The 25191-nt window shown below is 72.5% G+C and carries 22 protein-coding genes; 11 read left to right on the top strand and 11 right to left on the bottom strand.

The features are described from left to right. Positions 1 to 50 precede the first annotated feature (50 nt). The 3 genes from IPJ59_RS28860 to IPJ59_RS28870 all read right to left on the bottom strand — a co-directional run bounded on the left by IPJ59_RS28860 (position 51) and on the right by IPJ59_RS28870 (position 2824). On the bottom strand, positions 51 to 428 hold the full coding sequence (locus tag IPJ59_RS28860) for a hypothetical protein (RefSeq protein WP_293245971.1): 378 nt from the start codon (positions 426 to 428) through the stop codon (positions 51 to 53). A gap of 149 nt (positions 429 to 577) precedes the next feature. Then, a complete protein-coding gene (locus tag IPJ59_RS28865; protein WP_293274169.1) occupies positions 578 to 1753 on the bottom strand; it encodes an adenylate/guanylate cyclase domain-containing protein in 1176 nt (391 codons plus the stop codon). Between the two features lie 60 nt (positions 1754 to 1813). Further along, positions 1814 to 2824 (bottom strand): NAD-dependent epimerase/dehydratase family protein, encoded by a 1011-nt coding sequence (locus IPJ59_RS28870; protein WP_293274170.1) that lies wholly within the window; start codon positions 2822 to 2824, stop codon positions 1814 to 1816. A 101-nt stretch (positions 2825 to 2925) separates the two neighbouring features. Between IPJ59_RS28870 and IPJ59_RS28875 the strand changes: the two genes are divergently transcribed. The 4 genes from IPJ59_RS28875 (at position 2926) to IPJ59_RS28890 (ending at position 5449) form a co-directional block, all read left to right on the top strand. Further along, positions 2926 to 4155 carry an FAD-dependent oxidoreductase gene (locus tag IPJ59_RS28875; protein WP_293274171.1) on the top strand — a complete coding sequence of 410 codons (1230 nt, stop codon included), beginning with the start codon at positions 2926 to 2928 and terminating at the stop codon, positions 4153 to 4155. 11 nt (positions 4156 to 4166) lie between these two features. Next, positions 4167 to 4586 carry an FAD-binding protein gene (locus tag IPJ59_RS28880; RefSeq protein ID WP_293274172.1) on the top strand — a complete coding sequence of 140 codons (420 nt, stop codon included), beginning with the start codon at positions 4167 to 4169 and terminating at the stop codon, positions 4584 to 4586. A 28-nt stretch (positions 4587 to 4614) separates the two neighbouring features. Further along, on the top strand, positions 4615 to 5052 hold the full coding sequence (locus tag IPJ59_RS28885) for a nuclear transport factor 2-like protein (protein ID WP_293274173.1): 438 nt from the start codon (positions 4615 to 4617) through the stop codon (positions 5050 to 5052). A gap of 115 nt (positions 5053 to 5167) precedes the next feature. Beyond that, a complete protein-coding gene (locus IPJ59_RS28890; RefSeq protein WP_293274174.1) occupies positions 5168 to 5449 on the top strand; it encodes a hypothetical protein in 282 nt (93 codons plus the stop codon). A gap of 4 nt (positions 5450 to 5453) precedes the next feature. On the opposite strand, the gene IPJ59_RS28895 is transcribed toward IPJ59_RS28890, so the two are convergent. Beyond that, positions 5454 to 6563 (bottom strand): methanobactin export MATE transporter MbnM, encoded by a 1110-nt coding sequence (locus tag IPJ59_RS28895; protein WP_293274175.1) that lies wholly within the window; start codon positions 6561 to 6563, stop codon positions 5454 to 5456. A 1-nt stretch (position 6564) separates the two neighbouring features. Then, on the bottom strand, positions 6565 to 7464 hold the full coding sequence (locus IPJ59_RS28900; RefSeq protein ID WP_293245985.1) for an MbnP family copper-binding protein: 900 nt from the start codon (positions 7462 to 7464) through the stop codon (positions 6565 to 6567). Between the two features lie 139 nt (positions 7465 to 7603). Here IPJ59_RS28900 and IPJ59_RS28905 point away from each other — a divergent pair, with 139 nt between their 5' ends. The 3 genes from IPJ59_RS28905 to IPJ59_RS28915 all read left to right on the top strand — a co-directional run bounded on the left by IPJ59_RS28905 (position 7604) and on the right by IPJ59_RS28915 (position 11262). Continuing rightward, positions 7604 to 7762 (top strand): hypothetical protein, encoded by a 159-nt coding sequence (locus IPJ59_RS28905; protein ID WP_293274176.1) that lies wholly within the window; start codon positions 7604 to 7606, stop codon positions 7760 to 7762. A gap of 657 nt (positions 7763 to 8419) precedes the next feature. After that, positions 8420 to 9517 carry a hypothetical protein gene (locus tag IPJ59_RS28910; RefSeq protein ID WP_293245991.1) on the top strand — a complete coding sequence of 366 codons (1098 nt, stop codon included), beginning with the start codon at positions 8420 to 8422 and terminating at the stop codon, positions 9515 to 9517. Positions 9518 to 10578: 1061 nt separating this feature from the next. Next, a complete protein-coding gene (locus IPJ59_RS28915; protein WP_293274177.1) occupies positions 10579 to 11262 on the top strand; it encodes an OmpA family protein in 684 nt (227 codons plus the stop codon). Between the two features lie 1022 nt (positions 11263 to 12284). Here IPJ59_RS28915 and IPJ59_RS28920 read toward each other — a convergent pair. The 3 genes from IPJ59_RS28920 to IPJ59_RS28930 all read right to left on the bottom strand — a co-directional run bounded on the left by IPJ59_RS28920 (position 12285) and on the right by IPJ59_RS28930 (position 15168). After that, the gene (locus tag IPJ59_RS28920) at positions 12285 to 12557 is read right to left on the bottom strand and encodes an NHL repeat-containing protein (protein WP_293274178.1); all 273 of its coding nucleotides are present in this window, start codon (positions 12555 to 12557) and stop codon (positions 12285 to 12287) included. Next, a complete protein-coding gene (locus tag IPJ59_RS28925; protein WP_293274179.1) occupies positions 12494 to 13651 on the bottom strand; it encodes an NHL repeat-containing protein in 1158 nt (385 codons plus the stop codon). Before IPJ59_RS28925 ends, IPJ59_RS28920 begins: the two co-directional genes overlap by 64 nt. A gap of 182 nt (positions 13652 to 13833) precedes the next feature. Next, positions 13834 to 15168, bottom strand: coding sequence for a cytochrome P450 (locus tag IPJ59_RS28930; RefSeq protein WP_293274180.1), 1335 nt, complete (start codon positions 15166 to 15168; stop codon positions 13834 to 13836). Positions 15169 to 15387: 219 nt separating this feature from the next. Between IPJ59_RS28930 and IPJ59_RS28935 the strand changes: the two genes are divergently transcribed. The 3 genes from IPJ59_RS28935 to IPJ59_RS28945 are packed head-to-tail and all read left to right on the top strand — an operon-like array spanning position 15388 to position 17655. Next, positions 15388 to 15624 carry a sulfurtransferase TusA family protein gene (locus IPJ59_RS28935; RefSeq protein WP_293246003.1) on the top strand — a complete coding sequence of 79 codons (237 nt, stop codon included), beginning with the start codon at positions 15388 to 15390 and terminating at the stop codon, positions 15622 to 15624. Between the two features lie 10 nt (positions 15625 to 15634). Then, positions 15635 to 16252: a DsrE/DsrF/DrsH-like family protein gene (locus IPJ59_RS28940; RefSeq protein WP_293246006.1), complete on the top strand. Its 618-nt coding sequence runs from the start codon at positions 15635 to 15637 to the stop codon at positions 16250 to 16252. Between the two features lie 20 nt (positions 16253 to 16272). After that, positions 16273 to 17655: a sensor histidine kinase gene (locus IPJ59_RS28945; protein WP_293274181.1), complete on the top strand. Its 1383-nt coding sequence runs from the start codon at positions 16273 to 16275 to the stop codon at positions 17653 to 17655. Positions 17656 to 17682: 27 nt separating this feature from the next. On the opposite strand, the gene IPJ59_RS28950 is transcribed toward IPJ59_RS28945, so the two are convergent. Beyond that, the gene (locus IPJ59_RS28950; RefSeq protein WP_293274182.1) at positions 17683 to 21786 is read right to left on the bottom strand and encodes a HEAT repeat domain-containing protein; all 4104 of its coding nucleotides are present in this window, start codon (positions 21784 to 21786) and stop codon (positions 17683 to 17685) included. A gap of 47 nt (positions 21787 to 21833) precedes the next feature. Here IPJ59_RS28950 and IPJ59_RS28955 point away from each other — a divergent pair, with 47 nt between their 5' ends. After that, positions 21834 to 22400: a hypothetical protein gene (locus tag IPJ59_RS28955; protein WP_293274183.1), complete on the top strand. Its 567-nt coding sequence runs from the start codon at positions 21834 to 21836 to the stop codon at positions 22398 to 22400. Here the strand turns inward: IPJ59_RS28955 and IPJ59_RS28960 are convergent. Both IPJ59_RS28960 and IPJ59_RS28965 read right to left on the bottom strand, forming a co-directional pair. After that, the gene (locus IPJ59_RS28960; RefSeq protein ID WP_293274184.1) at positions 22376 to 23638 is read right to left on the bottom strand and encodes a thaumatin family protein; all 1263 of its coding nucleotides are present in this window, start codon (positions 23636 to 23638) and stop codon (positions 22376 to 22378) included. The genes IPJ59_RS28955 and IPJ59_RS28960 overlap by 25 nt on opposite strands. A 2-nt stretch (positions 23639 to 23640) precedes the next feature. Then, on the bottom strand, positions 23641 to 25149 hold the full coding sequence (locus IPJ59_RS28965) for an aldehyde dehydrogenase family protein (RefSeq protein ID WP_293274185.1): 1509 nt from the start codon (positions 25147 to 25149) through the stop codon (positions 23641 to 23643). Positions 25150 to 25191 lie beyond the last annotated feature (42 nt).

Below are 25191 nucleotides of genomic sequence, written 5' to 3' on the forward strand. Positions count from 1 at the left end.
CCCCGGCGAACTCGCCGGCCAGGCTCGGAATCAACGCAGCCCGGCCGCGATCACATGCAGATGCCGAGCGCGCTCGAATCGTCAGTACACGTGCAATCGCTGCAGTTCGTGATCTTGCAGCTCGTGGTCCCGGTGCAGGCGAGCTGGCAGCCGCCGCCTGGACAGTCGAGGGTCACCGCGCCCGCCTTGTTCGCCGAGACGCTGCACCCGCCGTCGGTGCAATCGAAGGTGCATGAGTCGGTGTTGCTGCACGAGTAGGCGCAGTTCGCCCCGTTGCATTCATTCGAGCACGAGGGCTCGGCGTCGCAGGTGCAATCGCGGCCGGAGATGCAGGCGTCGTCGCCCGCGTTGTCGCACCCGGCGATCACGCCAATGCTGGCACCAAAGAGAAGAGACAGGGTGAGGATGAGCCTGGACGGATTGATCATGCTGTACTTTCCATCGCACGTGGTCGCACGTGGTCGCACGCGGCCAACACGGCACATACGCCGCGACCCGGGGCGACCGTATCACAGACCACGCCCGGACGACTCAGCGGCCTGAATCGCCGGCCTGAGCCCTCGCGCGGCCTCGCCCGTCAATGCTCGCGGTCCGCGGTGATGGCACCGAATACGCGCTGTGGGCCAGGCACGCCCTTGAGCTCGAAGGCGCCGAGCTCCTCGAGGCGCCCCGCGGGCACGTGGGCGGCGAAGTCCTCCGAGACGACCAGCGAGCGGCCGACCCGCGCCGTGAGGCCCTCGAGGCGCGCGGCGAGGTTGATCGCCGCGCCGATGGCGGTGAAGTCGAGGCGCGACGCGCCGCCGATGTTGCCGTAGGCGATCTCGCCGACGTGCAGCGCGACGCCGAAGCGGATCTCCCGGGCAGCGGCGGCGTTGCGGACCGCGAGCGCGGCGAAGGCCGCGTCGACGGCGTCGAGCGCCGCGACACTTCGCGCCGCGGCCATGTCCGTGTCCAGTTCGGGGACGGGGAAGATCGCCAGGAGCCCGTCGCCGATGAACTTCAACACCTCACCGCCGCGGGCCTCGATCGCCGGCACCTGGCACTCGAACAGCTCGTTGAGCATGTCGATCGTCTCGCGCGGGGCCTGCTGCGCGGCGATCTCGGTGAAGCCGCGGAGGTCCGAGAACCACACGACGGCGCGGATCGTCTCGATGTCGCCGCGGGAGATCCGCCCGGCGAGGATGCGCTCGCCGGCGCTGTGCCCGACGTAGGTGTCGAGCAGGTTCGACGCGATGCGACGCAGCGCGAAGATCTCGGTGACCCGTGCCAACGGGCGCAGCAGCCGGCGCAGCGCCGCGAGCTGCGCCTCGGCGAAGCCGTCCGCGTGCTGGGTGGCAAACGAGATGGCGTGCACCTGGCCGGTCGTGAACACGATCGGGAGGACCACGAAATCGCTGTAGTTCTCCGCGGCCAGCTCGCGCAGCGTCGCGTGGTCGGCGGGCGTGAGGTCGTGGAGCCGCCGGCGAAACTCGACGCCCGTGCGCCAAACCTCGCCGACCGGGCTCAGACGCACGGCGTCCGACTTCTGGGCCTGGGCGCTCAGCTCGGCGACGCGGACCGGCACCCCGGGCCGCCAGTAGAACGCCCGACCGACGATGCTCGGGTGCAGGGTCGTGACGAACACCGCGACCCGGTCAATCGGGATCTCAGCGGCCCGGGCGTCGAGGGCCAGGCGCTCGACGACCTGCGGCGCCGAGCTCGCGCCCGGCGCTCCGTCCAGCAGCCACTCGAACAGCGCGGCCATGCGGTCCATGGCCCGACTCTAACGCATCGACGCGGCCCGGAGGGCGGGCCTCGGCGCTCGCGCGGCTCTCTATCGCTTCGTCGCGGCCCGCCCGATCGTCCATTCGGCGTGGACCATCCGCAGGGCCGCGTCGAGGCCGTCGTGGCGGTAGCCGAGCTCCTGCGCGGCCTTTTGTGAGGAGATGCGGGTGTTGCCTGCGAGCTGGCGCAGGTCCTCGTGGGTGAAGGCGGGGCGGCTGCGCGTGAGCCGGGCCACCGCGCCCACCACCGGCAGCCCGGCGCGCGCGAGGCCGAGAGGGATCGATAATTTCGGCACCGGCGCGTCGCACAGCGGCCGGCTGCGCTCGAGGATCTGCGTCAGCGAGGCATGCGCGCCGCCGAGGATGTAGCTCTCGCCCGTGCGCCCGCGCTCGGCCGCGGCGATCGCCCCGGCGACGAGGTCCCCGATCGCCACTGCATTAAAACCACCGCGAAAGGTCGCCGGCAGCTTGCGGTTGAAATATGCGACCAGCAGGCTCTGCACGACGCCGATATGGTGGGTCTCGTTGGGCCCGATCACGACGGTCGGATGCACGATCACCGCGTCGAGGCCGCGCCCGACCGCGGCCCGAATCACCTGCTCGCCGACCACCTTGGAGCGCACATACGGCGAGCCCTGCGATACCGGCAGGCGCGCCCGGGTCTCGGCGAGCGGCTGGTCGAGCGGCGCCGGGTCGAACACGACGATCGAGGAGAAATACAGCATGCGCCGCGCCCCGACCTCGAGGGCGGCCTGGGCCGCGTTGCGCGGGCCCTCGACGTTGACCTGCCACAGCCGCGGGTCGTGGCGGGCGCTGGTGCTGACCATCGCGGCCAGGTGATAGATGGTATCGGCGCCGGTGAAGGCGACCCGCAGGGCCGCGAAGTCGCGGACGTCGGCGGCCACAACCTCGACGCCGTTCGCCTGCAGGCGGGCGATCGCCGGGTCATGTGGGAGCACGACGGCGCGCACTGGCTTGCCCGCGCCGCGCAGGCCCCGGCACAATTCGAGGCCGACCTGGCCGGTGGCGCCGGTGACGACGTGGATCCCGCTGGATTGCATCGCGAACTCCGAGGACCTCGCGCTGGCGTGGGCACGACTGCGGCTACCAGCGCACCCCGCTGCATCTAGCACAGACCGCGAGAAGATAGTAGACAGCCCGAATGATCGATCACGATCCGTCCTCCGAGCGCGCGCCGCTGCGGGGCGATTCCTCGGGGGCTCGCAGCGGCGGGCGGACGCACGCCTGGGACATCGAGTGCGACGTGCTGGTGGTCGGCCTCGGCGCGGCCGGGGGCAGCGCGGCGATCGAGGCGCGGCGCGGCGGCGCCGAGGTCGTCGTCATCGACCGCTTCGCCGGCGGCGGCGCGACCGGCAGGAGCGCGGGCATCATCTACTTCGGCGGCGGCACCGAGTTGCAGCTCGCGGCCGGCTACGTCGACACGCCGCAGAACATGTTCGACTACCTCCGCCAGGAGGTCGGCGACGCGGTCCCGGAGGCGACGCTGCGGGCCTTCTGCGAGACCAGCGTCGCCAACTTCGAGTGGCTGCGCCAGCTCGGCGTGCCGTTCCCGGTCAGCGGCAAGGTCAGCAAGTCGGCGTACCCCGAGAGCGACTGCACGCTGTACTTCTCGGGCAACGAGCTGTGTCACCCGTACCGCGACAGCGCCACGCCGGCGCCGCGTGGTCACCGTCCGCTGGGCGTGGGCCTGACGGGTCACCTGTCGGCGGAGGCGATGCGGCTCGGGATGCTCGAGGCCGGCGCGCTGCTGCGTCCGTACAGTCGTCTCGAGCGCCTGGTCGTCGCCAGCGACGGCGCGGTGATCGGTGGCGTGGTCTGCGAGCTAAAGGCGCCGCGCTGGCTGGTCGATGTGATGGCGACGCTCGTGCGAAATGCCGGAGGGATCAGCCCACGGCTCGGCGGGGTGTTGCAGGCCACACTGCGCGCGATCGAACGCAGCTGCAAACGTCATCATGTGCGTGCGCGTCGCGGTGTGATCCTGTGCACAGGTGGCTTCGTGTTCGACCGCAAGTTGATGCTCGAGCATGCGCCGGCCTACGCGGACTGCAGCATGCGCCTCGGCACCGCCGGGGACGACGGCTCGGGGATCGCGATCGGTCAGGCCGCGGGCGGGGTGCTGGGCAAGATGGACCGCTGCACCGCGTGGCGCTTCATCGACCCGCCGGAGGCGTGGTGGGGCGGGATCCTGGTCGGTCGCAGCGGCGCACGCATCTGCAACGAGACGCTGTATGGCGGCAAGGTCGGCGAGCATATGATCGAGGAGCACGGCGGCAAGGGCACGCTGATCGTCGACGCGTCGACGATGGCCCGCGGCCGGCGCCAGGTCATGTCGGGCAACCCCCCCCAGTGTATCAACGCGTATTTGGCCTGATCAATGGTTATGTGACCTGTCGCTCGGCGCCGACGCTGCGCCAGCTGGCCGCGCGCATGGACATCGACGCCGACGGCCTGGAGGCCAGCGTCGCCGCCTACAACGCCGGCGTGCGCGCGGGCGTCGACGGGCTCGGCAAGCGCCTCGACACCATGAGCCCGATCGACGGCGGCCCGTATTACGCGATCCCCTTCGACAAGGACGGCTTGCTGTACCCGACCCCCTGCCTGACCCTCGGCGGCCTGCGCACGGAGGGCCTCACCGCCGAGGTGCTGGGCGCGGACGGGGCGGCGATCCCCGGGCTCTACGCGGCCGGGCGGACGGCGGTCGGGGTGTCGTCCAACGGATATGTCAGCGGATTATCGGTGGCCGACGGGATCTTCTCCGGGCGCAACGCCGGGCGCCACGCGGCGCGGCGCACCACAGCATGAGTATACGCGAGTGACACGAGGAACGAACATGACGGACCCACGACAGACATTCGAGCTGGCCCTGCGCTCCCCGGCGCTGGTCGGCGCCAAGGACAAGGCGGGCTGGGTGGCCCTGTTCCACCCGGAGGGCTTCGTGGAGGACCCGGTCGAGGCCGGGCGTTATGCTGGGAGTGCCAAGATATCGCTGTTCTGGGACGTGTTCATCGGGCCCCAGCCGAGCGTCGCCTTCGAGGTAAAGCGCGACTTCTGCGGCCTCCACACATTCATCCGCCAGGCGACGGTGGTGAGCGTCACCGAGGCCGACCCGGATGCGGTGCTGCCGGTCCCGGCGCTGATCGCCTATACATTGCGCGACGGGCTGGTCGGATCGCTGCAGGCGGTCTGGGAGCCGCGCCACGTGATCGCGTGGTTCCTCGGGCGACGCTTCGCCGGCCTGCGCGCGCTCGGTCGGCACGGGCGCGGATGATGGGCCGCGCCGGGCTTGGCAACGGTCTGCGCTTCGGCATGACGCTGGCGGGCGGGCTACGCCGCGACGACGCGCGGGGGCTCGTGCTGGCGATCGCCAGCGGCGACCCGGATCAGTGGAGCTGCCGAGGACGGCGAACATCACGATCGGCTGCGAGACCGCGGAGGAGTCCTTCGACGGCGCGCCGGTGCCGGCGATCGAGCGCCTGCAGGCGCACGCGGGCGGGTCGCTCGCGCGGCTGGTGATCGACCAGCTCGTGATCTGCGGTCACCACATCGGCGCCTTCCTGGTCGACCCGGACGGCGAGGGCGGCCTGGCGCTGATGCTGCGGGTGAAGCGGGGTGAGGTCGCGGCGATGACGGCGCTGTGGTCGGGCACGCGGCGCGTGCTCGGGTGACCCCCTACCACGGGTCGGCGAGCTCGGGGTCGGTCAGGAATTCTTCGTCGGTGAGGCTCCCCAGGAATGCCAGGACATCGGCGCGCTCCTGGGGGCTGAGCTCGAAGCCGCGGATGAAGCTGCTCTTGTAGGGATTGTCGCGGCCGACGCCGGCGTGGGGGCCCTCGGCGATCGTGCGGCCGCCGGCGGCGTAGTGGTCGAGGACCTCGTCCAGGGTGGCGATGCTGCCGTCGTGCATGTAGGGGGCGGTGACGGCGATGTTGCGCAGGGTCGGGACGCGGAAGCGGCCCATGTCGGCGGGCACGCCGGTGAACTCGTGGAGGCCGGTGTTGCCGGGGGGGTAGGCGCCCTTGCCGTCGAGGTTGTAGAGGCCGGTGTTGTGATAGATGCCGTTGCGCGGGGGCTTGCCGACGTAGGCGACGCTGTCCTGGAAGTTGAAGCCGGCGTGGCAATGGAAGCACTCGAGCTTCTCGCCGTTGAACAGCTGGGCGCCGCGTCGCGCGGACTCGGAGATCGCGCTGGTGTCACCGGCGAGGTAGCGGTCGTGGGGGGAATTGCCGGAGATGAGCCGGCGCTCGAAGCAGGCGAGGGCGCGGGTGAGGTTGTGCAGGGAGATCGGTTCGGCGTCGTCGGGGAAGGCGGCGGCGAACAATTCCTGGTAGCGCGGGACCTCGCGGATGCGGGCGAGGAGCTCGTCCTCCAGGCCGCGCAGGCCGAGCTCGACCGGCTCTGCGCCGAACAGGGGGACCAGCATCTGCGCCTCGAGGTCGAGGAGGACCGGGTTGGCCCAGGTCAGGGTGGTCGCGTAGGCGACGTTGGCGAGGCTCATCGAGCTGCGCGGGGTGTGCTGCCCGGTCGAGCCCTCGGAGACGGCGAGGCCGTCGGTGAACGCGAGCTCCTGGAGGTGGCAGCTGGCGCAGGCCTGGCTGTGGTTGCCGGACAGGCGGGTGTCGTAAAAGAGATGCCGGCCGAGCTCGACCTTCGCCGTGCTCATCGGGTTGTCGTCCGGCACGAGCGGGACGGGCAGGCCGACGCCGAGCGGCCATTCGTAGTCGTCCGCTGCCTCGGCGCAGGCGCCGAGGAGGAGCATGATCAGGCCGGCGCGGCGGAGCATGTCATTGCACGCGGAACAGCGACTGTCCTGCGATGGTCTTGCCATTGGACCAGTCGAGGCCGAGCGGGGTAAACAGCGTGGTGCACAGCGGCCCGGGGTCGAAGGAGTGGCAGGCGCAGCTGGTCTCGCCGTCGACGACCTCACAAAGGTCGGGTGGTGTGGCGAGCTTCAGGTCGGCGAACAGGGCGCCCCAGTCGACGACGATCTTGCTGGTGTCGTGGTCGAAGCCGGCGAGGGCGATCTCCGGGCGATTGGCGTTGCTGCACGAGACGACGGCGCCGGCGGTCGCGTCGCCCTCGCAGCCGGTGCTGCCGACGTGGACGCCGAGGTCGAAGGGGGCGGCGCCGCCGAACACGCCCCAGGCGCTGAAGAAGATGTGGCCGGCGTTCCACGACCACGACAGGGTGGTGTCGTTGAGCGGGGCCGGGAGGGTGGTGAGGTCGGCGTGGTTTTGTTCCTCGGGGACGCCGATGCGAAAGCGGATCTCGGAGTAGCCGGCCTCGCCGTCGCCGTGGCGGGGCTGCGCGCGCACGGTGCCCTTGAGGGTCGTGTAGGTCTCGGCGGTGCCGTTGGTGCAGGCGCCGCTGCCGTCCTCGAAGTCGAGCAGGGCCACGCCGCCGCCCTGGTGGACGCCGTCGTCGTCGAGGTCGACCGGGTGCTCCTCGCCAGCGTCGGTGACGAGGCGGACATCATATACATAGAAGCGGAAGTCCTGCGGGGTGCCGCCGCTGCCGTCGCTGCCGAGGGCGGTGTAATTCTGGCCGCAGGCGAAGGGGAGCTCGGCGACGCGGGCCTCAAAGGCGATCTCGACCGGCTCGTCGACGAAGCCGCCGCCATGATCGTCCTCGCAGGCGAGGAGGGCGAGGGTGGAGAGGGCGAGGAGGCGGAGCGGGTGCTGCATGGCGTGCAAGGTATCGATGTTGTGTGTGGGCGTCGCTGCGACCGAGTGTCGCGCGACAATTGATACGAGGTCAGACGCAGGCGCCGCCGCCGATGGCGCTGTCGCAGGCGCCGGCCACGGCGCGGCCGAGCTCGCAGTAATGTTGGCGACACTCGAGCGATTGCCGCGGGTCGCCGGCATGCCGACGCTCGGCAGGGCCGCGGCCGCGGCGGCGCACATGGCCTCGGCGATCTCGTGGTCCTCGCCCCAGGTGCCGTGGTACTGGTCGTGGCAATTCTCGAGCATGCAGGCGCAATAGGCGTCGAGTGGCGAGGGGTCGCCGGTGGTGGCGGTGCTCGTGTGGTCGGTGGCGTGGCCCGTCGTGGCGGTGCTCGTGTGGTCGTGGGTGGCGTGGCCGGTGGTCTCGCCGCTGGTGGTCCCGGCCGACGCGTCGGTGCCGCTCGTGGGCTCGCTGGGGGAGGCGCGGGAGGCGGTGGGTTCGCTGGTGGCGTGTCCGTGCTCGCGTGCCCCGTGCTCGCGTGGTCCGTGCTCGCGTGGTCCGTGGTGTTGCAGGCCAAAGGGAGGCCGAGGAGGAGGCTGACGAGGGGCGCGGGAGGGGCATGGGACAGCGGGCGAGGTGAGCAGCCCATCGAAGCGCCCGGAGGGTGTCGCTGCGGCAGTGTGTCGCAGCGGGCCCTGCGTGGCGGAGTGTCGCAGTCGCGATTGGCGGCACCAGCCGGCCCATGGATCGGCGATCATGGGGCTGCGTCCGTGGCCGGGTTCGAGTCCAATGGTGGACTTCTGGGTTGCAAGCATCAGGTTCGGACACGGGCGCGTTTGCTGGCAGGGTATGTGATGACTTGCTCGCGGGTATCCCCGGTTATCCACGGTTATCCACGGGGTCGACGGCGGGAAGGGGTTGGGGGCCACGGGTCTCTGGCTTGTGGTCCCGGCCGGAGCCACGTATCGTGCGAGGATGCGTGCACTCGCAATTGCTCTCCTCGGCCTCGCCGCCTGCGGCGACGACGGTGCGCGCGGCACCGCGTCGGATGGCAGCAGCGTCACCCAGCAGACGGGCATCTTGACCATGTCGGGGGGGCCAGGGGGGACGGAGATGACCGGGGCCGGCACGGACGCGGGCACGGCGACCGAGGCCACGCCGACCACGGGGGCGAGCGGGGGCAGCGAGAGCGGGGTGGACCCGTCGAACGGGCCCAAGTTCGACCTGCCGCCGACGCCGGACGCGGGGATGATGATGCCCGACACCGGGTGCACCAAGGTCGACCTGCTGTTTGTGATCGACGACTCGGGGAGCATGCTCGACGAGCAGCAGACGCTGGTCCAGAGCTTCCCGGAGTTCGTGGCGGCGATGCAGGCCCAGCTGGCGGACGCAGAGAGCTACCACGTCGGCGTCGTGACCAGCGACGCGTACCCGTTCAACGAGGCGCAGTGCGTGCTCGACGGGGCGCTGGTGACCCAGACCGCGGGCGAGGGCGCGAGCAACAAGTCGTGTCTGCCGTTCACGAGCGGCAAGCGGTGGATGGACGAGACGGAGGATCTGGCGAGCAAGTTCGCGTGCGCGGGGCAGGTGGGGACCTCGGGCGACGGCGACGAGCGGCCGATGTACACCATGCTGCGGGCGGTGAACCCGGAGCTCGGCGCCCCGGGGGCCTGCAACGACGGCTTCATCCGCGAGGACGCGCTGCTGGTGGTCGTCGTGATCACCGATGAGGAGGACGATCACGAGCTGATGGCGTGTGGGTTGCCCGCGCAGCCGGGCTCCGCGGGTGAGCCTATGGACTGGTACAACGGGCTCGTGTTCGCCAAGGGCGGGGTCGAGACCAACGTCGTCGTGCTCTCGCTGGTCGGCCCGGTGAACCCGCAGTGCCCGGCGCTCGACAAGTGTAATGGTGGGATCAACGGCGCCGAGACGGCCAGCCGCATCGTTCAATTCGCCGAGATGTTCACATATGGCAGCATCGGCCAGATCTGCGCCCAGTCGTACAAGCAATTCTTCGCGGACGCGATCTCGGTGATCGACAGCGCCTGCGAGAACTTCATGCCGCCGGGCTGAGCTCGTCAGGCGCGCTCCGACCCGCGCTGCGGGCGCCTGATCGCGGTCGCCGACGATCGCAGGCTGAGATGTCGCGGCGTTCAGACCGCCGAAACGCCCGTGGGCGCCGTCCGATGCCGCCGAGACGCAGCCGGGCGATCGGCCAGCAGCCGCGGCCTTGCAAACGCAACGAACCCGTTTACAGAAGGGCCGCGCCGCCCCTTGGGCGCGCGTTTCTTCACCTCGAGCTGCCCGAACATCATGCATAACCATTGCCTCCCCTGGGTCTCCGCTGTCGCGCTCCTCGTCACCTCGGGCACCGCTCGCGCCGTGGAGCCGACGCCGGCCCCCGCGACCGACGCGCCCCCGGACAAGGCGTCGACGGGCGACCCGGCGACCGGTGGTGGTGGTATTCAGCTGGCGGATTCGTCGGTGGGCGGCAAGGTCGACACCGGTCCGAAGGCCGACAATACCCGCACCGAGCACGAGACCAGCGAGCCGTGGATCAAGCGTTATCGGCCGACCGCGCATCAGCTGGAGGGCGGCATCTATGGCGGCGTGTTGTTGGCCAACCCGAACCACGAGCTGTACGATCCGTACAAGCCGTGGGAGCCGTACAAAAAGGTCGCGGCCGATATCGGCCTGCGCCTCGGCTACTATCCCCTGTCCTTCCTCGGCCTCGAGGTCGAGGGCGGGGTGATGCCGACCAAGCTGCGTGACAGCAGCTCCAGGGCGCTGCTCGGCGCGTTCCGCGGATACGGCGTACTGCAGCTCCCCTATCGCGTCGCGCCCTTCGTCCTCGCCGGCTTCGGCATGATGGCGACCACCGGCAGCAGCCTGGGCGGGGACGCCGATGCGGCGATGCACTTCGGCGGCGGCGTGAAGTTCTACATCAACCGCCTGCTGGCTGTCCGCCTCGACGTCCGCGACAACGTGACTGCCCGGCACCTGGTCGACAGCGGTCGCACGCACCACGTCGAGGTGCTGCTCGGCTCTCGCTCCTGCTCAACCGCAAGAAGCCGATCCCCACGCTGGACGTCGATAGCGACGGCGACGGCTTCTTCGATCGCCTCGACCGCTGCGTGCAGGTCCCGGGCGTCCATCCCGACGGCTGCCCGCCCCCCCCGCCGATCGACAGCGACGGCGACGGCTTTATCGACGCCGAGGACAATTGCATCGATGTCCCCGGTACCGCGCCTGACGGCTGCCCGGACAGCGACGGCGACGGCTTCAAGGACCCGGTCGACAAGTGCCCACAGGTGCCGGGGATCGTCCCCGACGGCTGCCCGTCGCCCGACACGGACGGCGACGGCATCCTCGACAACAAGGACAAGTGCATCGAGCTCCCCGAGACGAGGAACGGCTACAAGGACAAGGACGGCTGCCCCGACGAGGTCCCGAAGGCCGTCGCCAAGTTCGCCGGTGTCATCAAGGGCATCTACTTCGACGTCGACAAGGACACGATCAAGCCCAACTCGCGGGCCACGCTCGACGCCGCCGTCAAGGTGCTCAAGGAGTTCGACGACGTGCACCTCGAGATCAGCGGGCACACGGACAGCGACGGCGACCGCGCGCACAACTCCGAGCTCTCGCGTGCCCGCGCCGAGTCCGTGCGCAACTACCTGGTCGAGAAGGGCGTCGCCCCGGGTCGCCTGGTCACCCGCGGCGCCGGTCCGGACGAGCCGATCGCGCCCAACGACACCAAGAAGAACAAGTCGCTGAACCGCCGCATCGAGTTCAAGCTGATGAACAGCCCGGGCGAGTGACGAGCCCCCCCCCGCGGGCGGGCGCCCGGGGCGCGGGGCCGCCCGCCCGCCGCCTGGGGCGCCCCCGGGCCGGGCGGCGCCCCCCCCCGGGGGGGGCCCCCGGGGCGGCCCCGCGGGCCCCGGCCCGGCGCCCGCCCGCCCGCGGCGCCCCGGGGCCCCGCGCGCCCCCGCCCCGCCCCCGCCGGCCCGCGCCCCCCCCCGGGCCGCCGCCCCCGCCCCCCCGGGCCCCGCCCCCCCCGGCCGGCCGCCGGGGGGGGGGCGGCGGGGGGGCCCCGGGCCGGCCGCCCCCCCGCCGCCCCCCGGGGCGGGGCGCCCCCGGGGCCGCCCGGGGGGCCGGGCCGCGGGCGGCGGGGCGGGCCCCGGGGCGCGGCCGGGCGCGGGCCGCGGGGCCCCCCCGGGCCCCCGGCCCGGGGGGGCCCCGGCCCCCCGCCCCCGGGGGGGGGGCCCGGGGCCCCGGCGGCCGGCCGGGCCCCCCCCCCCCCGGGGCGGGGCCCCGGGGGCCCCCCGGGCCCGGCCCCCGCCCCCCGGGCCCCGGGGGGGGCCCCCGGGCGGCCCCCCGCCGGCGGCCCCCGCCCCCCCCGGCGCCCGGCCGCCCCCCCCCGCCCCCCCCCCCCCCCCCCCGGGGCCCCGCGCCCCCCCCCGCCCCCCGCCCCCCCCCCCCCCGCCCCCCCCCCCCCCGCGGGCCCCCGCCCCCCGCGCCGGCCCCCCGGCCCCCCCCCGCCCGCCCCCCGCCGCCCCGGGCCCGGCCCCCCCCGCCCCCCCGGGGGCCCCCCCCGGGCCCCCCCCGCCCGCGGCGCCCCCGGCGCCGGGGCCCCCGGGGGGGGGGCCCCCCCGCGGGGGGGGCCGCGGGGGGGCCGGCGGGGGCCCCCCCCCGGGGGGGCCCCCCCCGGGGGCCCCCCCCGGGGGGGGGCGGGGGCCCCCCCCCCCCCCCCCCCCAGCCTGTTTGGGACGATGATCCGGCACGGGGGTTGTCGCCCACGGCGCTCGGGGCGTCCGCGGGCCGCAGGCTCCGTCCGCGCTGATCACTGAGGGATGACGGCGTTCTTGAGGCCCCAGCCGGTCATGTCGCTATAGCTATAGGGGTCGTTCAGGCCGGCGTAGGTCTGGAAGGCCTTGGTGGCGGGGTCGAGGCGTACGGCGGTGTTGCCGGCGTCGCTGACGATCCACACATAGCCGTAGAAGTCGATGCTGACGCCCTTCGACTGGCCGGTGGTCGGCACGGCGGTGGTGCTCAGGACCTGCAGGGTGTCGCCGTCGATCCGATCACCGCGTTCGACCCGTAGGCGCCGAGCCACAGCCGGCCCTTGGCGTCCTCCTGGATCCCGAGGCCCTGGGCCTGGACCAGGTCCCAGCCCTTGGAGACGGGGTCGTAGCGGCCGCTGTAGGTCTGGTAGCCGCCGATCCACACGTAGCCGCCGGAGTCGACGGCGATGCCGTAGGGGCAGACCTCGGCCGGCACGTTGATCGTCTCGTAGGTCATGTCCTGGTGGACCTCGATCATGGTGCCGCCGCAGTATGCGTTGACCATCCACACGTCATTCTCGGCGTCGACGGCGGCGCCGTAGGGGCTGCGCGTCATGTAGCCCGTGGTCCCGGGGATGACGACCGAGGCGTCCTCCTTGCCGTCGTCGCCGCCCAGGAGCATGACCTTCAGGTTGATCGCGTCCGCCGTTGCGCCGATCCATACCTTGGGGTCGGTGAATTCACAGGTCTGCAGGTCGAGGTCGCCGGTGGTCCAGGCGACCGCGCGCTCGCTGGTGAAGCTGTAATCGGTGTACCAGGCGATGCACTCTTCGACGCCCCACGCGAGCACGTCGTTCTTGCCGGTCGAGGTCTGGATCCCCGGCATGCCGTTGCTCTCCTTGCAGTCCTCGGGGCGGGCGAAGATCTTGGTGACGCCGCCGAGGCGGCTGCCGATCACGACGTCGCCGCGCAGGTTGACCGAGGTCCGCGAGGGGTCGCCGCCGCCCTGCGGGCGGACCCGGTAGCGCGCGACCTCCTTGAGGGTCTGGGTGTCGATCTTTGAGACAGTGCCCTCGGGGCTGTTGGCGATCCAGATGAAGGAGAACTCGACGTCGCCGCCGCCGATGTCGGGGCAGCCCTCGCCGGTCGTGCCGGTGCCGGTGTCGGGGTCGCCGGTGGTGTCGGGGCCGGTGGTGGTGGTGGTGGTGGTCTCGGCGTCGGTGGCGGTGACGGGCGCGGTGGTCCCGGTGGCGCTGGCGGTGGTCGCCGCGGTCCCGGTGGTCGCGCTGCCGCTGCCTGTGCCCTCGGGGCCGGTCGCCGTGGTGGTCGGCGTGTCGGTGGCGGAGCTCGTGGGCGAGCCCGTGGATGGGCCCGTGGACGGGCCCGTGGACGGGCCAGTGAGCGAGGTCGTGGACCCGCCCGACATGCTCGCCGACTCCGTGCCCGCATCGCCGCACGCGAGGGACACGGCGCACACCCACAGCCCATGATGAGGACGGATCATGGGCCCTTGTAGCATGGCGGGCGCGCCGGGTGCGAGGGTCGCCTGGTCAACGCTGGCGCAGGACCCCGCAAGTCCGTATCTCGGCATCAGGTTGATGCGGGCTTTCATCTGCAGCTTGTGTCTGGGCGAGCGCTCGAAGCGAATTTGCGGGCGATGGTCGCCAGGAGGATCTTCGCCTCCATCATGGCGAACGACTTGCCGATGCACACACGCGGGCCGGCGCCGAAGGGGAGGTACGCCGTGCGTGGCAGCTGGGCCTCGGCGCCGGCGGCGAAGCGCTCGGGGTGGAAGGCCTCCGGCTCGGGGAACCACCGCGGATCATGCTGGGTCATGTAGATCCACATGATGACCTCGGCGCCTCTGGGGACGGCATAGCCGCCGATCTCCGTATCCTCGCTGGCTCGCCGGGCGACGCTGTACGCCGGCGGATAGAGGCGCATCGACTCTGCGAGCACCTGCTCGGTGTATTTGAGGCGGGGGAGGTCGTCGTGGGTCGCGGCGCGGGCGGAGCCGTCGCTCGTCAACACCTCGCTGAGCTCCGCGGCGAGCCTGGCCTCGACCTCCGGGTGCTGCGCGAGCAGGGCGAAGGTCCAGGTGAGCATATGGGAGGTGGTATCGTGGCCGGCGAGGAACAGCGTGACGAGCTGGTCGCGGACCTCTTGCTTCGTCATGCCCTGATGGTCGCCCTCGTCGTCGACCGCGGTGACCAGCATGTGCAGAAGATCGCGTGAGCGCTCGGCTTCGCCAGCTGGGTCGCGGACCGAGGCCTCGCGCCGGCGATCGATGATCCCGTACATCATGCGGTCCATCGCGGCGATCCCGTCGCGGAGGCGCCGTCGCTGCGGCGTCGGCAGCCACCGCGGCAGGATCTCGGACGCCACGCCGAGGCTCTCCTGGAAGGCCGACATTGCGATAGCCACGGTCTCGATGTCCGCCGTGGGGTCGTGCCCGAAGAGCGTGCGGCTGACGACGCGCAGCGTGAGCGCCATCATCGCCTTGCCGAGCTCGAGCTGCTGGCCGTCCTGCCATTGCGCCGTCAGCAGCGCGGCCTCCTCCGTCATGACCGCGGCGTACGCGGCCAGACGCGCCGGGGCGAAGGCCGGCTGCAGCATTCGCCGCTGCCGCCTCCACACCTCTCCGTCGCTGTTGAACAAGCCGTCGCCGAGGAATTGTGCGATCTGCCGGAGCGCGGAGTGTTGCTTGGTGAACGAGGACGCGCGGGTGACCAGGACCTCGCGAATGTGATCGGGGTGGCGCAGGACGTAGAGCCCGGCGTCGGCGCCGGTCCGGCTCGGTACGAAATAGATGTCACCGTAGCGCTCGAAGCGACCGCGGACGAAGGCGATCGGGTCGGTGAGGAAGCCGTAGGCGTAGCGCAGCTGGTCGAGCGCTCCGTTGCTCGGGGGCCCGGGCGGACGTCCTGGTCGGGTGGGGCTCATCGAGCGCCAGGGTAGCGCGAAGCGGCCCTCTGGGGCCTCGGAGTTGATGCACCCGCCCGTCTTCCAGCGCATCGGCAGCCCTCACGGCCGCGATGGGCCCCAGGCGCTCACTATCGGGTCGAGATCGCCCGCCTTGTTCAAGGATGTGGTCCGTCACCCGCGCCTCGACGTCCTCAGGACAGCCCGACCAGGCGAGTCCACTTCCGATACACTCGCCGGATGGACACCAGCCCCGAGGCCAGCGTGGTTCTTGACTGTACGGGCCTCAATTGCCCGATGCCGATCGTCCGTCTCAGCCAGGCGATGCGCGGGCTCCCGTCGGGGGCGCAGATCGTGATCGAGGCCAACGACCCGGCGTTTCGCGCGGATCTCGAGGCGTGGGTCAGGCGCTTCGGCCACGTCATCCTCTCCTTCGACCAGGGCGCGACCAGTCGCGCCACGTTGCTCAAGAAGTGAGGGACTGACGATGAGTGATGGCACTCCACCGCCCCTCGATCCCACGCTCACGGCGATGATCGAACGAATGGTCGACGCGAGGGTCGACGCTCGCCTCGCCGGCTTTAGTGCCCAGGTAGAGGAGGCCCTCGCTCGCCTACGCGCCCAGGAGGGGCCGCAGCGCGACCAGGCGAGCATCCTCGTCTTCAGCGGTGATTTCGACCGCCTGATCTCGGCCTTCATCATCGCAACCGGCGCGGTGGCAATGGGGATCGAGGTGTCGATGTATTTCACCTTCTGGGGCCTCGTGGCGCTCAAGAAGCAGACGACCTTCGCTGGCAAGACGATCGAGGAGAAGATGCTCTCGGCGATGTTGCCCGGGGGCCCCGCGAACACGGGCACATCGAAGATGAACATGCTCGGGATGGGCCCGATCATGTTCAAGCGGGTCATGGCCCAGAACAATGTGGAGACCCTCCCCGGGTTGATCAAGCTCGCCCAGGACCTGGGAGTCAAGCTGATCGCCTGTCGCATGGCGATGGGGGTGATGGGGATCAAGGACGAGGAATTGATCGACGGCGTGCAGTACGGTGGCGTCGCCACCTACCTGGGGGACGCGATCGAGTCGAAGATCACCCTCTTTATCTGAACCGAGAGCGAGGCGTGGGGATGGCCGTGGAGGTGGAGGGTGAGCGGACGGACGAGAGCGCGGAGAACGCGGGCTTGCGTCGTCGCGTCGCCGTCCTCGAGGCCCAGGTCGCGGCCCTGGCGGACGCGAACGCCGTGGCCGCCGAGCTGATGGCCGAGCTCGATGAGGCTCATGCGGTCGAGGCTGCGCTCCGGCGGCGTACTGAGGAGCTCAGCGTCCAGCACTCGATCGATCATATCCTGGTCGGCAGCGACAACGCCGAGGAGCTCGCCCTCGCGCTCCTGCGCGGGCTCACCGGCACCGGCGCGCTCGACCTGACCGGTGAGGCCCTTCTCCTCCTTCGCGACGGCGATCGGCTCCGCGAGTGCGCCTCCATCGGCGACCCGAGCTGTTGCCGCGAGCACGTCGATGTGTGCTGGCGAGTCCTCAACAGCGAGGCGCCCGGCGAGTGGTCGGAGGACGGCCGGGTGCTCATTGTGCTCCGCGGGAGCGACCGGCGGCTCGGCGTTCTCTGCCTCAAGTGTCGCCCCGGCCTGGCCTGGCGGGACCGCTGGCTCGGCCTCCTCCTCTCATTCGGCGCCCAGATCGGCGTGGCGCTCGAGCGCCTCCAGGTCGAGGCCCACAACCGGCGCCTGGTGGTCGAGCTCGCCGCGGCCTGTGATCGCGTCGTGGCGGCGACGCGGGCGAAGGACCACTTCCTCTCGACGATGAGCCACGAGATCCGCACGCCGCTGAACGCGATCATCGGCTACGGCGAGCTGCTCCTCGAGGACCGGACCGACATTGAGGCGGATGCCCGGCGGATCATCCGCTCGGGCAGGTACCTCCTCACGCTGGTCAGCGAGGTCCTGGACCTCGCCAAGATCGAGGCCGGCAAGGTCGAGCTGTGCTGGGAGCGTTTCACGATCAGCTCGGTGATCCGTGAGATCGCCGAGATGACACAGCCGATGGTGGACAGCAGCAGCAGCGTGCTGGAGGTCGTGGTCGACGACGCGGTCGGCGCCATGGAGGCCGACGTCGGTAAGCTCCGCCAGATCCTCCTCAATTTGCTGAGCAACGCGGCGAAGTTCACGGAGCGCGGGGTGATCCGGCTCATCGTCGCGGCGCGGTCCGACGACCGCGACTCGCCCATCGTGTTCAGGGTCAGCGACACCGGCATCGGCATGACCGAGGAGCAGCTCGCGCGGGTGTTTGAGCCCTTCGTTCAGGCCGATCCGACGACCACGCGTCGCTATGGCGGCACCGGCCTCGGCCTCGCGATCTGCGGCCACTTCGCCGACCTGATGGGCGGGACGATCGCGGTCCAGTCGGTCCCTGGGCGAGGGACGACCTTCGAGCTCGTGATGCCACGATGGCGAGGCGACGGCCCCGCGATCGGGGCTGGCGAGCCGGGCCTGCCGTAGACGGATCGACCCGCTCGGCGTCATCATTCATGACCGGTCCGAGTCGCTGTCGGCGGCGATCGCCGCGAGCAGCTCGTCGTGGCGGGCGCGGCGGTCGGGGCGGGCCTTGTTGCGGGCGTGGGTGAGGGCGTCGCCGGCGAGCGGGCCGAGGCGGCGCAGGGCGGCGACGACCTCGCGGTGGAGCGGGTCGTGGTCGCGGGCGAGGCGCTCGACCAGGGGGGCGACGGCGGGGAGGTGGCCGGCGTGGGCCAGGGAGCGCATCGCCATGCGCTGGATGTCGGGCTTGGGGTCGTTGAGGAGGCGGCAGGTGCAGGCGAGGTAGCGCTCGCGCTCGCCGCTGGCGCGGAGCAGTCGATGGGCGTGCAGGCGGACCCGCGGGCTCGGGTGGTCGATGAGCTCGTCCAGGAGGTTGAGCCAGTCGGGACCTGGCGCATGGGACATGTCCGTGAGGGCATGTCGTACGGTCTCGGGGTCGGCGTGGTGGAGGCGCTCGCGCAGGGCGGTGGGGGAGCTTGAGATCGCGAGCGGCGGTGGTGCGGGCAGGGGGCGGCGCAGCTCGGCGAGGGCGGCGAGGGCGAGGTCGTGCTGTTCGGGGCCGGCGAGCGGGCCGGGGACGGTGCGGGCGTGCAGGGCGGCGGCGAGGGCCGGCGGGGCCTGGCCGAGCAGCGCGGGCCAGCCGGGGGTGGCGAGCAGTGGGCCGGTGAGCAGGCTGGCGTGGCCCCACTCGCCAGCGCGCAGCAGCGGCTCGAGGTGGGGCAGCAGGCGCATGGCGGGGAGCGTGCGCAGGGCGGCGTCGAGGTCGGGGCGGGCGGCGACGGGGCCGTGCGACCACCAGCGCAGCAGGGTCGGGGCGTGGTCGAGGCGGTCGTCGACGGGGAAGTGGCGGACCAGGGCGGCGATGCGGATCAGCAACTTCGGGTCGTGGTCGGCGCTGCTGAAGTGATGACGTGGGTTCTCGGCCAGGGCGGCGGCGAGCGGGCCCTTGAGCTCGTTGCTGAGGTACAGCCCGCCGGCGAGGTAGGTGGCGAGGACAGTGGGGCGGGCGCTGAGGTCAGGTGAACGGAGCAGCGCCTCGGCGGCGCGCTGGCGATCGCGGGGCTCGGGGAGCTCGAGGCGGGCGAGCAGGCGGCGCAGCTCGATGCGCTCGTCGGGTGGGGGGCTGTGGCGAGGCGGGGTGCTCGGTGGTGGGGGCAGGCCGAGCGGACGCAGGCGCAGGAGCAGGTCGAGCCAGGCGCCGCGCTGGGCGGTGGGGAGCTCGGGGTAGAGCTCGCAGCGGAGGGCGGGGCTGAGGTCGTGGCGGTGCAGCAGGGGCTGGCCCTCGCGCAGGGCGGTGGACAGCGGGTGGAGGAGCGCCTGCTCGTCGGCGGAGAGTGGTGCGAGCGCGAGGGCGTCGCGGACGATCTCGCGGGCGAGGCCGGCGGGGTCGGGGGTGGCGGCGCAGTCGTGGAGGGCGCGGTCGAGGTCGGCGCGGGTGAGCAGGACGCCGCAGCGGCGCAGGCGGGTCAGCCACGAGGTGCCGCCGAGGTTGGGGCGCGGCTCGCTGCTGCGGAGGCGGTCGGCGAGGCGCCAGGCGGCGAGCGGGGGGAGGCGCGGGAGGAGGAGGTCGATCAGGGCGAGGAGGGGCTCGCGGGGGCCGTCGTCCAGGCGCGCGGCGAGGGCGTCGATCGCGTCGGCGGCGAGGGCTTGCTCGGGCGCGTCGAGGCCGGCGGCGGCGAGCTCGAGGATCAGCGCGAGGGCGCCGGCGTGGGGCGAGGGCGGGGTGTGGAGATTGTCGGTAGGTGGGGTGTGGAGATTATCGGTGGGTGATGGGGTGTGGAGATTGTCGGTGGGCGGGGTGTGGAGATTGTGGGCGGGCGATGGGGTGTGGAGATTGTGGGCGGGCGATGGGTCGGAGAGGGCGGCGAGCCACTCGCGGAGGTAGGGGCGAATGGCGTGCAGCTCGTGGGGGTCGAGGTGGTGCGGGTCGGCGAGGAGCTCGGCGGCGAGGTCGTGGTCGAAGCCGTGGGCGAGGAGGCGGGCGATCGCGGGGCGCGGGGCGGGTGGTGGCTCTGGCGTGATGGTTGGGGTGGGGAGGATCGCGGCGAGGTCGGTGAGGCTGCCGCTGCGCAGGGAGATCGTTGTGTCGGCGAGGGCGGTGAGGAGGGTTGGGAGCCACGGGGCTTCGCGGCGGGCGGCGGCCAGCACGGCGGCGGGGGTGAGGGCGTGGTCGAGGGCGGCGACGAGCAGGCGGCGGCGGCGGGCGGCGTCGGGGTCGTCGCCGGGGATGGCGTCGAGGGCGGCGATCAGCGTGGTGGTGGTGGCGTCGCCGAGGATCGCGGCGAGGGCGGCCGAGAGCGCGGAGCGCAGGCCGGGGTTGTCGTGCTGGGCGAGCCAGCGGACGATCGCCGGGGTGACCTCGGGGGTGCCGGCCCGGCGCAGCGCCTCGGCGGCGGTCTTTTTTAAATTCATGTTGGGGTGGTCGAGGAAGCCGGCGATCGTGGCGGCGGCTGCGGTGGCGCCGACCTCTCCGAGGGCGTGGAGGGCCTGGCGCGCGCCGGGGAGGTCGTCGCTGTGGGCGAGGCGGGTGAGCGTGGCGCACAGGTCGTCGACGCCGTGGCGGGCGAGGCAGACGATCGCGGCGGCGCGGACCTGGGGGTCGTCGTGGCGCAGGTAGGCGTGGACGCGGCGGCCGATCTGGCGGCCGATCTGCGGGTCGTCGATCGGGGCGAGGGCGTGCAGGGCGATGGCGATGGTCTCGGGGTCATCGGCGTCGGCGGCGAGCGCGAGCAGGAGCTCGGCGAGCAGGAGGACGCCGGCTTGCGCCGGGGTGACCGCGGCGAGCAGGCAGGCGGGGCGGATCGCGTTGCGCTCGCGCAGGCGCCCGCCGAGCTGGCGGATCGCGGCGAGGGCGGGCTCGGGGATGCGTCGCTCGGCCTCGCTGGCGCGCGGGGCGGTGGGTGCACGGCGGGTGGCGACGCCGTGGTGATCGATGAGCGTGCCGGCGACGACCTCGGAGGCGATGCGGCGCAGGAGGTCGCGGACGATCGGGAGGGCGAGGCGGGAGCCGGTGTTGGCGAGGCGGGCGAGCGCGGTGACGGCGGTGGGTTCGCCGGCGTGGGTGAGGAGCAGCGGGAGCTCGGCGAGCGCGAGCTGGTGGCCGAGGTCGCGGACGATCAGTGTGGGGCAGGTGTCGTGGCGCAGGCGGACGCGCAGGTCGTTGCGCGTCGGGTCGTCCTCGGGGAGCAGCTGCCACAGCACGATGACGGCGCCGTCGAGATCGGCGCGGAGGTGGGGGCGTGGGCCGAGCTCGTCGTCGAGGCCGAGGTCGCGGCGCAGGCAGGCGATCGTGGCGGGGCCGCCGATCCACTGCAGGGTCGTGAGGCAGGCGGCGGGCTCGCGGGGGAGGAGGGCGAGGACGATCGGCTCGCTGGTGGGGTCGCGCAGGGGGCCGAGGTGGTGCAGGAGCTCGCGGCGCAGGCGGGGCGGCGGGTCGGCGGCGAGCAGCTCGCGCAGGCAGGTCGGGACCTCGGGGCTGTCGAGGGCGGCGAGCAGCGGGAGCCAGCGGTGCCAGCGGGGGTCGTCGACGGGCACGGCGCGGAGGCGGCGGACGAGCGCGTGGCGGCTGGTGAAGCACACGGCGGCGAGCGCTGCGTGGTCGATCGCGGGGTCGACCGCGGTGAGCTCGAGGATCGCGGGGAGGTCGCTGTCGCGGATGAAGATGCCGCGGCGGTGGAGGGCGCGGAGGGTCGGGAGCAGGGCCGGGCCGAACAGCGGAGCGTCGTGCACCGCGAGGGCCAGCCAGTCGGGCAGGGCGTCGCGCTCGCAGCGGGCGGCGGCGGCGATGAAGGCGGCCTGGCGCAGGCGCGGGTCGATGCTGTCGTCGCTGGCGAGGGCGCGGAGGTCGGCGTCGAGGTCGCGCAGGGCGGCGAGGTCGATCGCGGCGAGGGCTCGCTCGCGGCGGGCGGCGGGGGTGTCCTCGTCGTCGGTCGGAGGGGGGCGCGGGCCGGGGATATCGGTGTTGTGGAGATTGGTGTTAGGGAGATTGGTGTTGTGGAGATTGGTGATATCGAGTGGGGTTCGGGGGTGTCGTCGATCGCGTCGTGGAGGAGGTGGAGGAGCAGGCCGCGGGGGCAGGGGAAGCTGCGGGCCCACGGCTCGGCGAGGTGGCGGAGGGCGGCGGCCTGGGTCGTGGGGTCGCGGTGGGTGGGTTGGGGCTCGCGTGGGGTGAGCAGATCGAGGAGCAGGGCGGCGGCGCGGGCGGGGGCGAGGAGGGCGGCGTGGAGCGCCTCGACGAGCAGGCGCAGGGCTTCGCGCTGCAGCGCGGGCTCGGGGGCGGCGCAGAGGAGCGCGAGCAGGGTTTCGGGGGTGGCGAGCTGGTCGCCGTGCAGGCTGTGGAGGGCCGCGAGGGTGATCGGGTCGGGGTCGACGCGGGTGGGGGCGACGCGCAGCTCGAGCTGTTGCCAGGCGAGGGCGACGGCGGGCAGGAGGTCGGCGGGACGCCAGTCTGGAAGGACATGTCCCGGGAGCCATGTCGCGACGGACAGGTGCATGTCGGCCAGGCGGAGCTGCAGCTCGGGGCGGAGGTCCGCCAGGTCGGTCGGGAGGAGCTCGGCGAGGGCGCGGCGCTCGCTGTCGCTGGCGCGGGTGAGGCGGTCTTGCAGGTGCAGGAGCGCCGCGGTGCGGGTGGCCTTGTGTGCGAGCAGGCTGCGCAGGCGCGGGGGTGCGGGTGGATCGTGCATGTTCAGGGGCAGAAGGTGATCTCGTAGTCGACGTTCTTCTCGGGGCGGCCCTGGCAGGTGAAGGTGCTGGTCGGGTCGTCGTAGGGGAAGCTGTAGGCCGTCGGGCAGGCGTCCTTGAACACCCTGGCGTACTTCTCGGGGCTCGCGGGCAGCTGCCACTTGGGGTTGTTGTTGGTGCACGCGCCGGGCGGCGACCAGCCCGGGCAGCCGCAGCAGGTGGGCGCGGCGTTGTTTGAATAGCAGGAGCCCTGGACGTCGTTGGGGCCGCCGCCGGTGCAGCCGTAGAGGTCGTTGGTGGCGGCGCAGGCGAGGGGGGGGTTGTTCGGGTCGATCGCGCAGGCCTGGCCGGCGCTGCGGCAGCCGACCTGCTGGTTGTTCACCAGCTGCTGCAGCTCCGGTGGGCAGGTGCTGTCGATGTTCCACGGGCAAGGCGCGAGGGCGCCGCAGTCCTGCGTGCAGCCGGGGCTGGTGCAGTAGTAGGGGATGTTCGCGGCGGGCGGCGGGTCGGCGGCGAAGCTGCCGGCGACGGGGTCGATGCGCATGGCGAGGTTGGTGCCGTCGACGGCGCTGATGTCGTAGAAGTCGAGGCCGACTGGTTGGTCGGGTGGGATGAGGGTGAACTCGGCGAGGGTGGCGGGTGGCGAGCCGCCGACGCCAGCGGGGCAGCCGAGGTGACCGCCGCAGTCGCCGGTCTGGCAGGCGGGCACGCCGTTGGCGTTGAAGTCGACGCAGCCGGTGCGGCCCCAGAAGCGGCCGCCCCAGGCGGGAGGGAGCACGCTGGCGTGGGTCTGGCCGGCGGGGAGCTCGAAGCCGCCGGCGTCGGGGGCGGCCCAGGTGCACAGCATATTGCCGGGGTTGCAGACCTGGTCGGGGCCGCAGCTCTCGTCGCCGTCGCAGTTTTGGGGCGGGGCGACGGGGTTGCCGATCGACGCGACCCAGATTGTTTGCGCGCAGTTGTTGGTGAAGCGGAAGCGGCGGGCGCCGGGCGGGAGTGGGTCGCCGGTGGTCGCGGTGTCGCTGGTATCGCTGGTACTTGGGGCGGTGGTGGTGCCCGGGTCGGTGGAGTTGCTCGTGGTGGAGTTGCTCGTGGTGGCGTTGCTCGTCGTGGGGTTGCTCGTGCTGGTGGCGGCGGAGCTGCTGCTCGTCGGGGTGGCGGTGGTCTCGCCCTGGCTGGTGAGGCTGGTGCCCTGGCTGGTGTCGCCGGTGGTATTGCCGTTGCAGGCTGCGAGGGAGAGGGCGAGCGCGAGGCGGCGAGGCGCGTGCATCGTTAATGCTTGTACCAGTCCTCGAAGGGCGCGAGCGACCACAGGACGGTCTTCCAGGTGGTGTAGGTATCGACGGCCTGGGGCCCGCAGTCGCGCCCGAAGCCGGAGGACTTGACGCCGCCGAAGGGGACCTCGACCGGGGTGGGGTTGTAGTTGTTGATCCACACGTAGCCGGAGCGGAGCTCCTGCGTGCAGCGGAGGGCTCGCTTCACGTCCGCGGTCCAGACGCCCGCGGCGAGGCCGAACTCGGTGGCGTTGGCGAGCTCGATCGCCTCGTCGTCGCTGGAGAACTTGGTGACGGTGATGACCGGGCCGAAGATCTCCTCGTGGAAGGCGCGGTGGGTCGGGGCGACGTCGGTGAGCACGGTCGGGAGGAACCAGTGGCCGCGCTCGAAGTGGCCCTGACGCGGCGCAGGGCCGCCGCAGCGCAGGCTGGCGCCCTCGGCGATCGCGGCCTCGACGTGGCCGGCGACCTTGCGCGCGTGGGCGGCGGAGATGAGGGCGCCCATCTGGCTCTGCTCGTCGAGCGGGGGCAGCACGCGGATCGCCTGGGCGCGGGCGACCAGGCCGGCGACGACCTCGTCGTGGATGTCGGCGTGCACGAGCAGGCGCGAGCCGGCGTTGCAGTTCTCGCCCTGATTGTAAAAGATGCCGAACGCGGCGCCGGCGATGGCCTGGACGCGGTCGGCGTCGGCGAAGATGATGTTGGGCGACTTGCCGCCGAGCTCGAGCTGGGTCGGGCGCAGCAGGTCGGCGCGGGCGTGGAGGACCTTGCGGCCGGTGACGACGCCGCCGGTGAAGGCGAGGATGTCGACGTCGGGGTGGCTCGCGAGCGCGGCGCCAGCGGAGGCGCCGGTGCCGGAGACGACGTTGAAGACGCCGGGTGGGACGCCGGCGGCGAGGGCCAGCTCGGCGGCGGCGAGGAGGGTGAGGCTGGTGAGCTCGCTGGGCTTGAGGACGACGCTGCAGCCGCAGCACAGGGCGGGGGCGAACTTCCAGGCGCCGACGTAGAGCGGGAAGTTCCACGGGGTGATCTGGCCGACGACGCCGGCGGGCTCGCGCAGGACCATGCCGAGGTTGTTGCCGGGGACGCGGGTGGTCTGGCCGAAGAGCTGGGAGGCGAGGCCGGCGTAGTACTCGAGGATCTCGGCGGTGCCGGTGATGTCGGCGCGGGCCTCGGCGATCGGCTTGCCGCTGTCGCGGGTCTCGAGCCAGGCGAGCGCCTCGGCCTCGTCGCGGATCGATCGGGCGAGGGCCCACAGCACGCGGCCGCGGTGGGCCGGGTCGGCGCGCGACCAGGTGCCGGCGTTGAAGCTGGCGCGCGCGGCCTGGACGGCGCGGGCGACGTCGCCGGCGTCGCCCGCGGGGATGTGGCTGAAGATCTCGCCGGTCGATGGGTCCTCGACCGGCAAGGTGTCGCCGCCGATCGGCGGGACGACGCGGCCGTCGATGACGTGGCCACGCGGGCGGAGGAAGCGAGCGGCGCCGGGGGGGACGGGTGCGGTGGTCATGCGGGCGGGCGGGAGTGTAGCGGGGACGAGGCGGCGGGAGGG

Source organism: Nannocystis sp., from assembly GCF_016714285.1.
GTDB lineage: Bacteria > Myxococcota_A > Polyangia > Nannocystales > Nannocystaceae > Nannocystis.

What these genes read in the sequence shown, in the direction of transcription:
- IPJ59_RS28935 (WP_293246003.1), top strand. Translation starts at nt 15,388, where the DNA reads ATGGACACCAGCCCCGAGGCCAGCGTGGTTCTTGACTGTACGGGCCTC.
- IPJ59_RS28900 (WP_293245985.1), bottom strand. Translation starts at nt 7,464, where the DNA reads ATGCAGCACCCGCTCCGCCTCCTCGCCCTCTCCACCCTCGCCCTCCTC.
- IPJ59_RS28875 (WP_293274171.1), top strand. Translation starts at nt 2,926, where the DNA reads ATGATCGATCACGATCCGTCCTCCGAGCGCGCGCCGCTGCGGGGCGAT.
- IPJ59_RS28925 (WP_293274179.1), bottom strand. Translation starts at nt 13,651, where the DNA reads ATGTCGGGCGGGTCCACGACCTCGCTCACTGGCCCGTCCACGGGCCCG.
- IPJ59_RS28965 (WP_293274185.1), bottom strand. Translation starts at nt 25,149, where the DNA reads ATGACCACCGCACCCGTCCCCCCCGGCGCCGCTCGCTTCCTCCGCCCG.
- IPJ59_RS28905 (WP_293274176.1), top strand. Translation starts at nt 7,604, where the DNA reads ATGTTGGCGACACTCGAGCGATTGCCGCGGGTCGCCGGCATGCCGACG.
- IPJ59_RS28865 (WP_293274169.1), bottom strand. Translation starts at nt 1,753, where the DNA reads ATGGACCGCATGGCCGCGCTGTTCGAGTGGCTGCTGGACGGAGCGCCG.
- IPJ59_RS28885 (WP_293274173.1), top strand. Translation starts at nt 4,615, where the DNA reads ATGACGGACCCACGACAGACATTCGAGCTGGCCCTGCGCTCCCCGGCG.
- IPJ59_RS28930 (WP_293274180.1), bottom strand. Translation starts at nt 15,168, where the DNA reads ATGAGCCCCACCCGACCAGGACGTCCGCCCGGGCCCCCGAGCAACGGA.
- IPJ59_RS28870 (WP_293274170.1), bottom strand. Translation starts at nt 2,824, where the DNA reads ATGCAATCCAGCGGGATCCACGTCGTCACCGGCGCCACCGGCCAGGTC.
- IPJ59_RS28960 (WP_293274184.1), bottom strand. Translation starts at nt 23,638, where the DNA reads ATGCACGCGCCTCGCCGCCTCGCGCTCGCCCTCTCCCTCGCAGCCTGC.
- IPJ59_RS28940 (WP_293246006.1), top strand. Translation starts at nt 15,635, where the DNA reads ATGAGTGATGGCACTCCACCGCCCCTCGATCCCACGCTCACGGCGATG.
- IPJ59_RS28860 (WP_293245971.1), bottom strand. Translation starts at nt 428, where the DNA reads ATGATCAATCCGTCCAGGCTCATCCTCACCCTGTCTCTTCTCTTTGGT.
- IPJ59_RS28895 (WP_293274175.1), bottom strand. Translation starts at nt 6,563, where the DNA reads ATGCTCCGCCGCGCCGGCCTGATCATGCTCCTCCTCGGCGCCTGCGCC.
- IPJ59_RS28910 (WP_293245991.1), top strand. Translation starts at nt 8,420, where the DNA reads ATGCGTGCACTCGCAATTGCTCTCCTCGGCCTCGCCGCCTGCGGCGAC.
- IPJ59_RS28945 (WP_293274181.1), top strand. Translation starts at nt 16,273, where the DNA reads ATGGCCGTGGAGGTGGAGGGTGAGCGGACGGACGAGAGCGCGGAGAAC.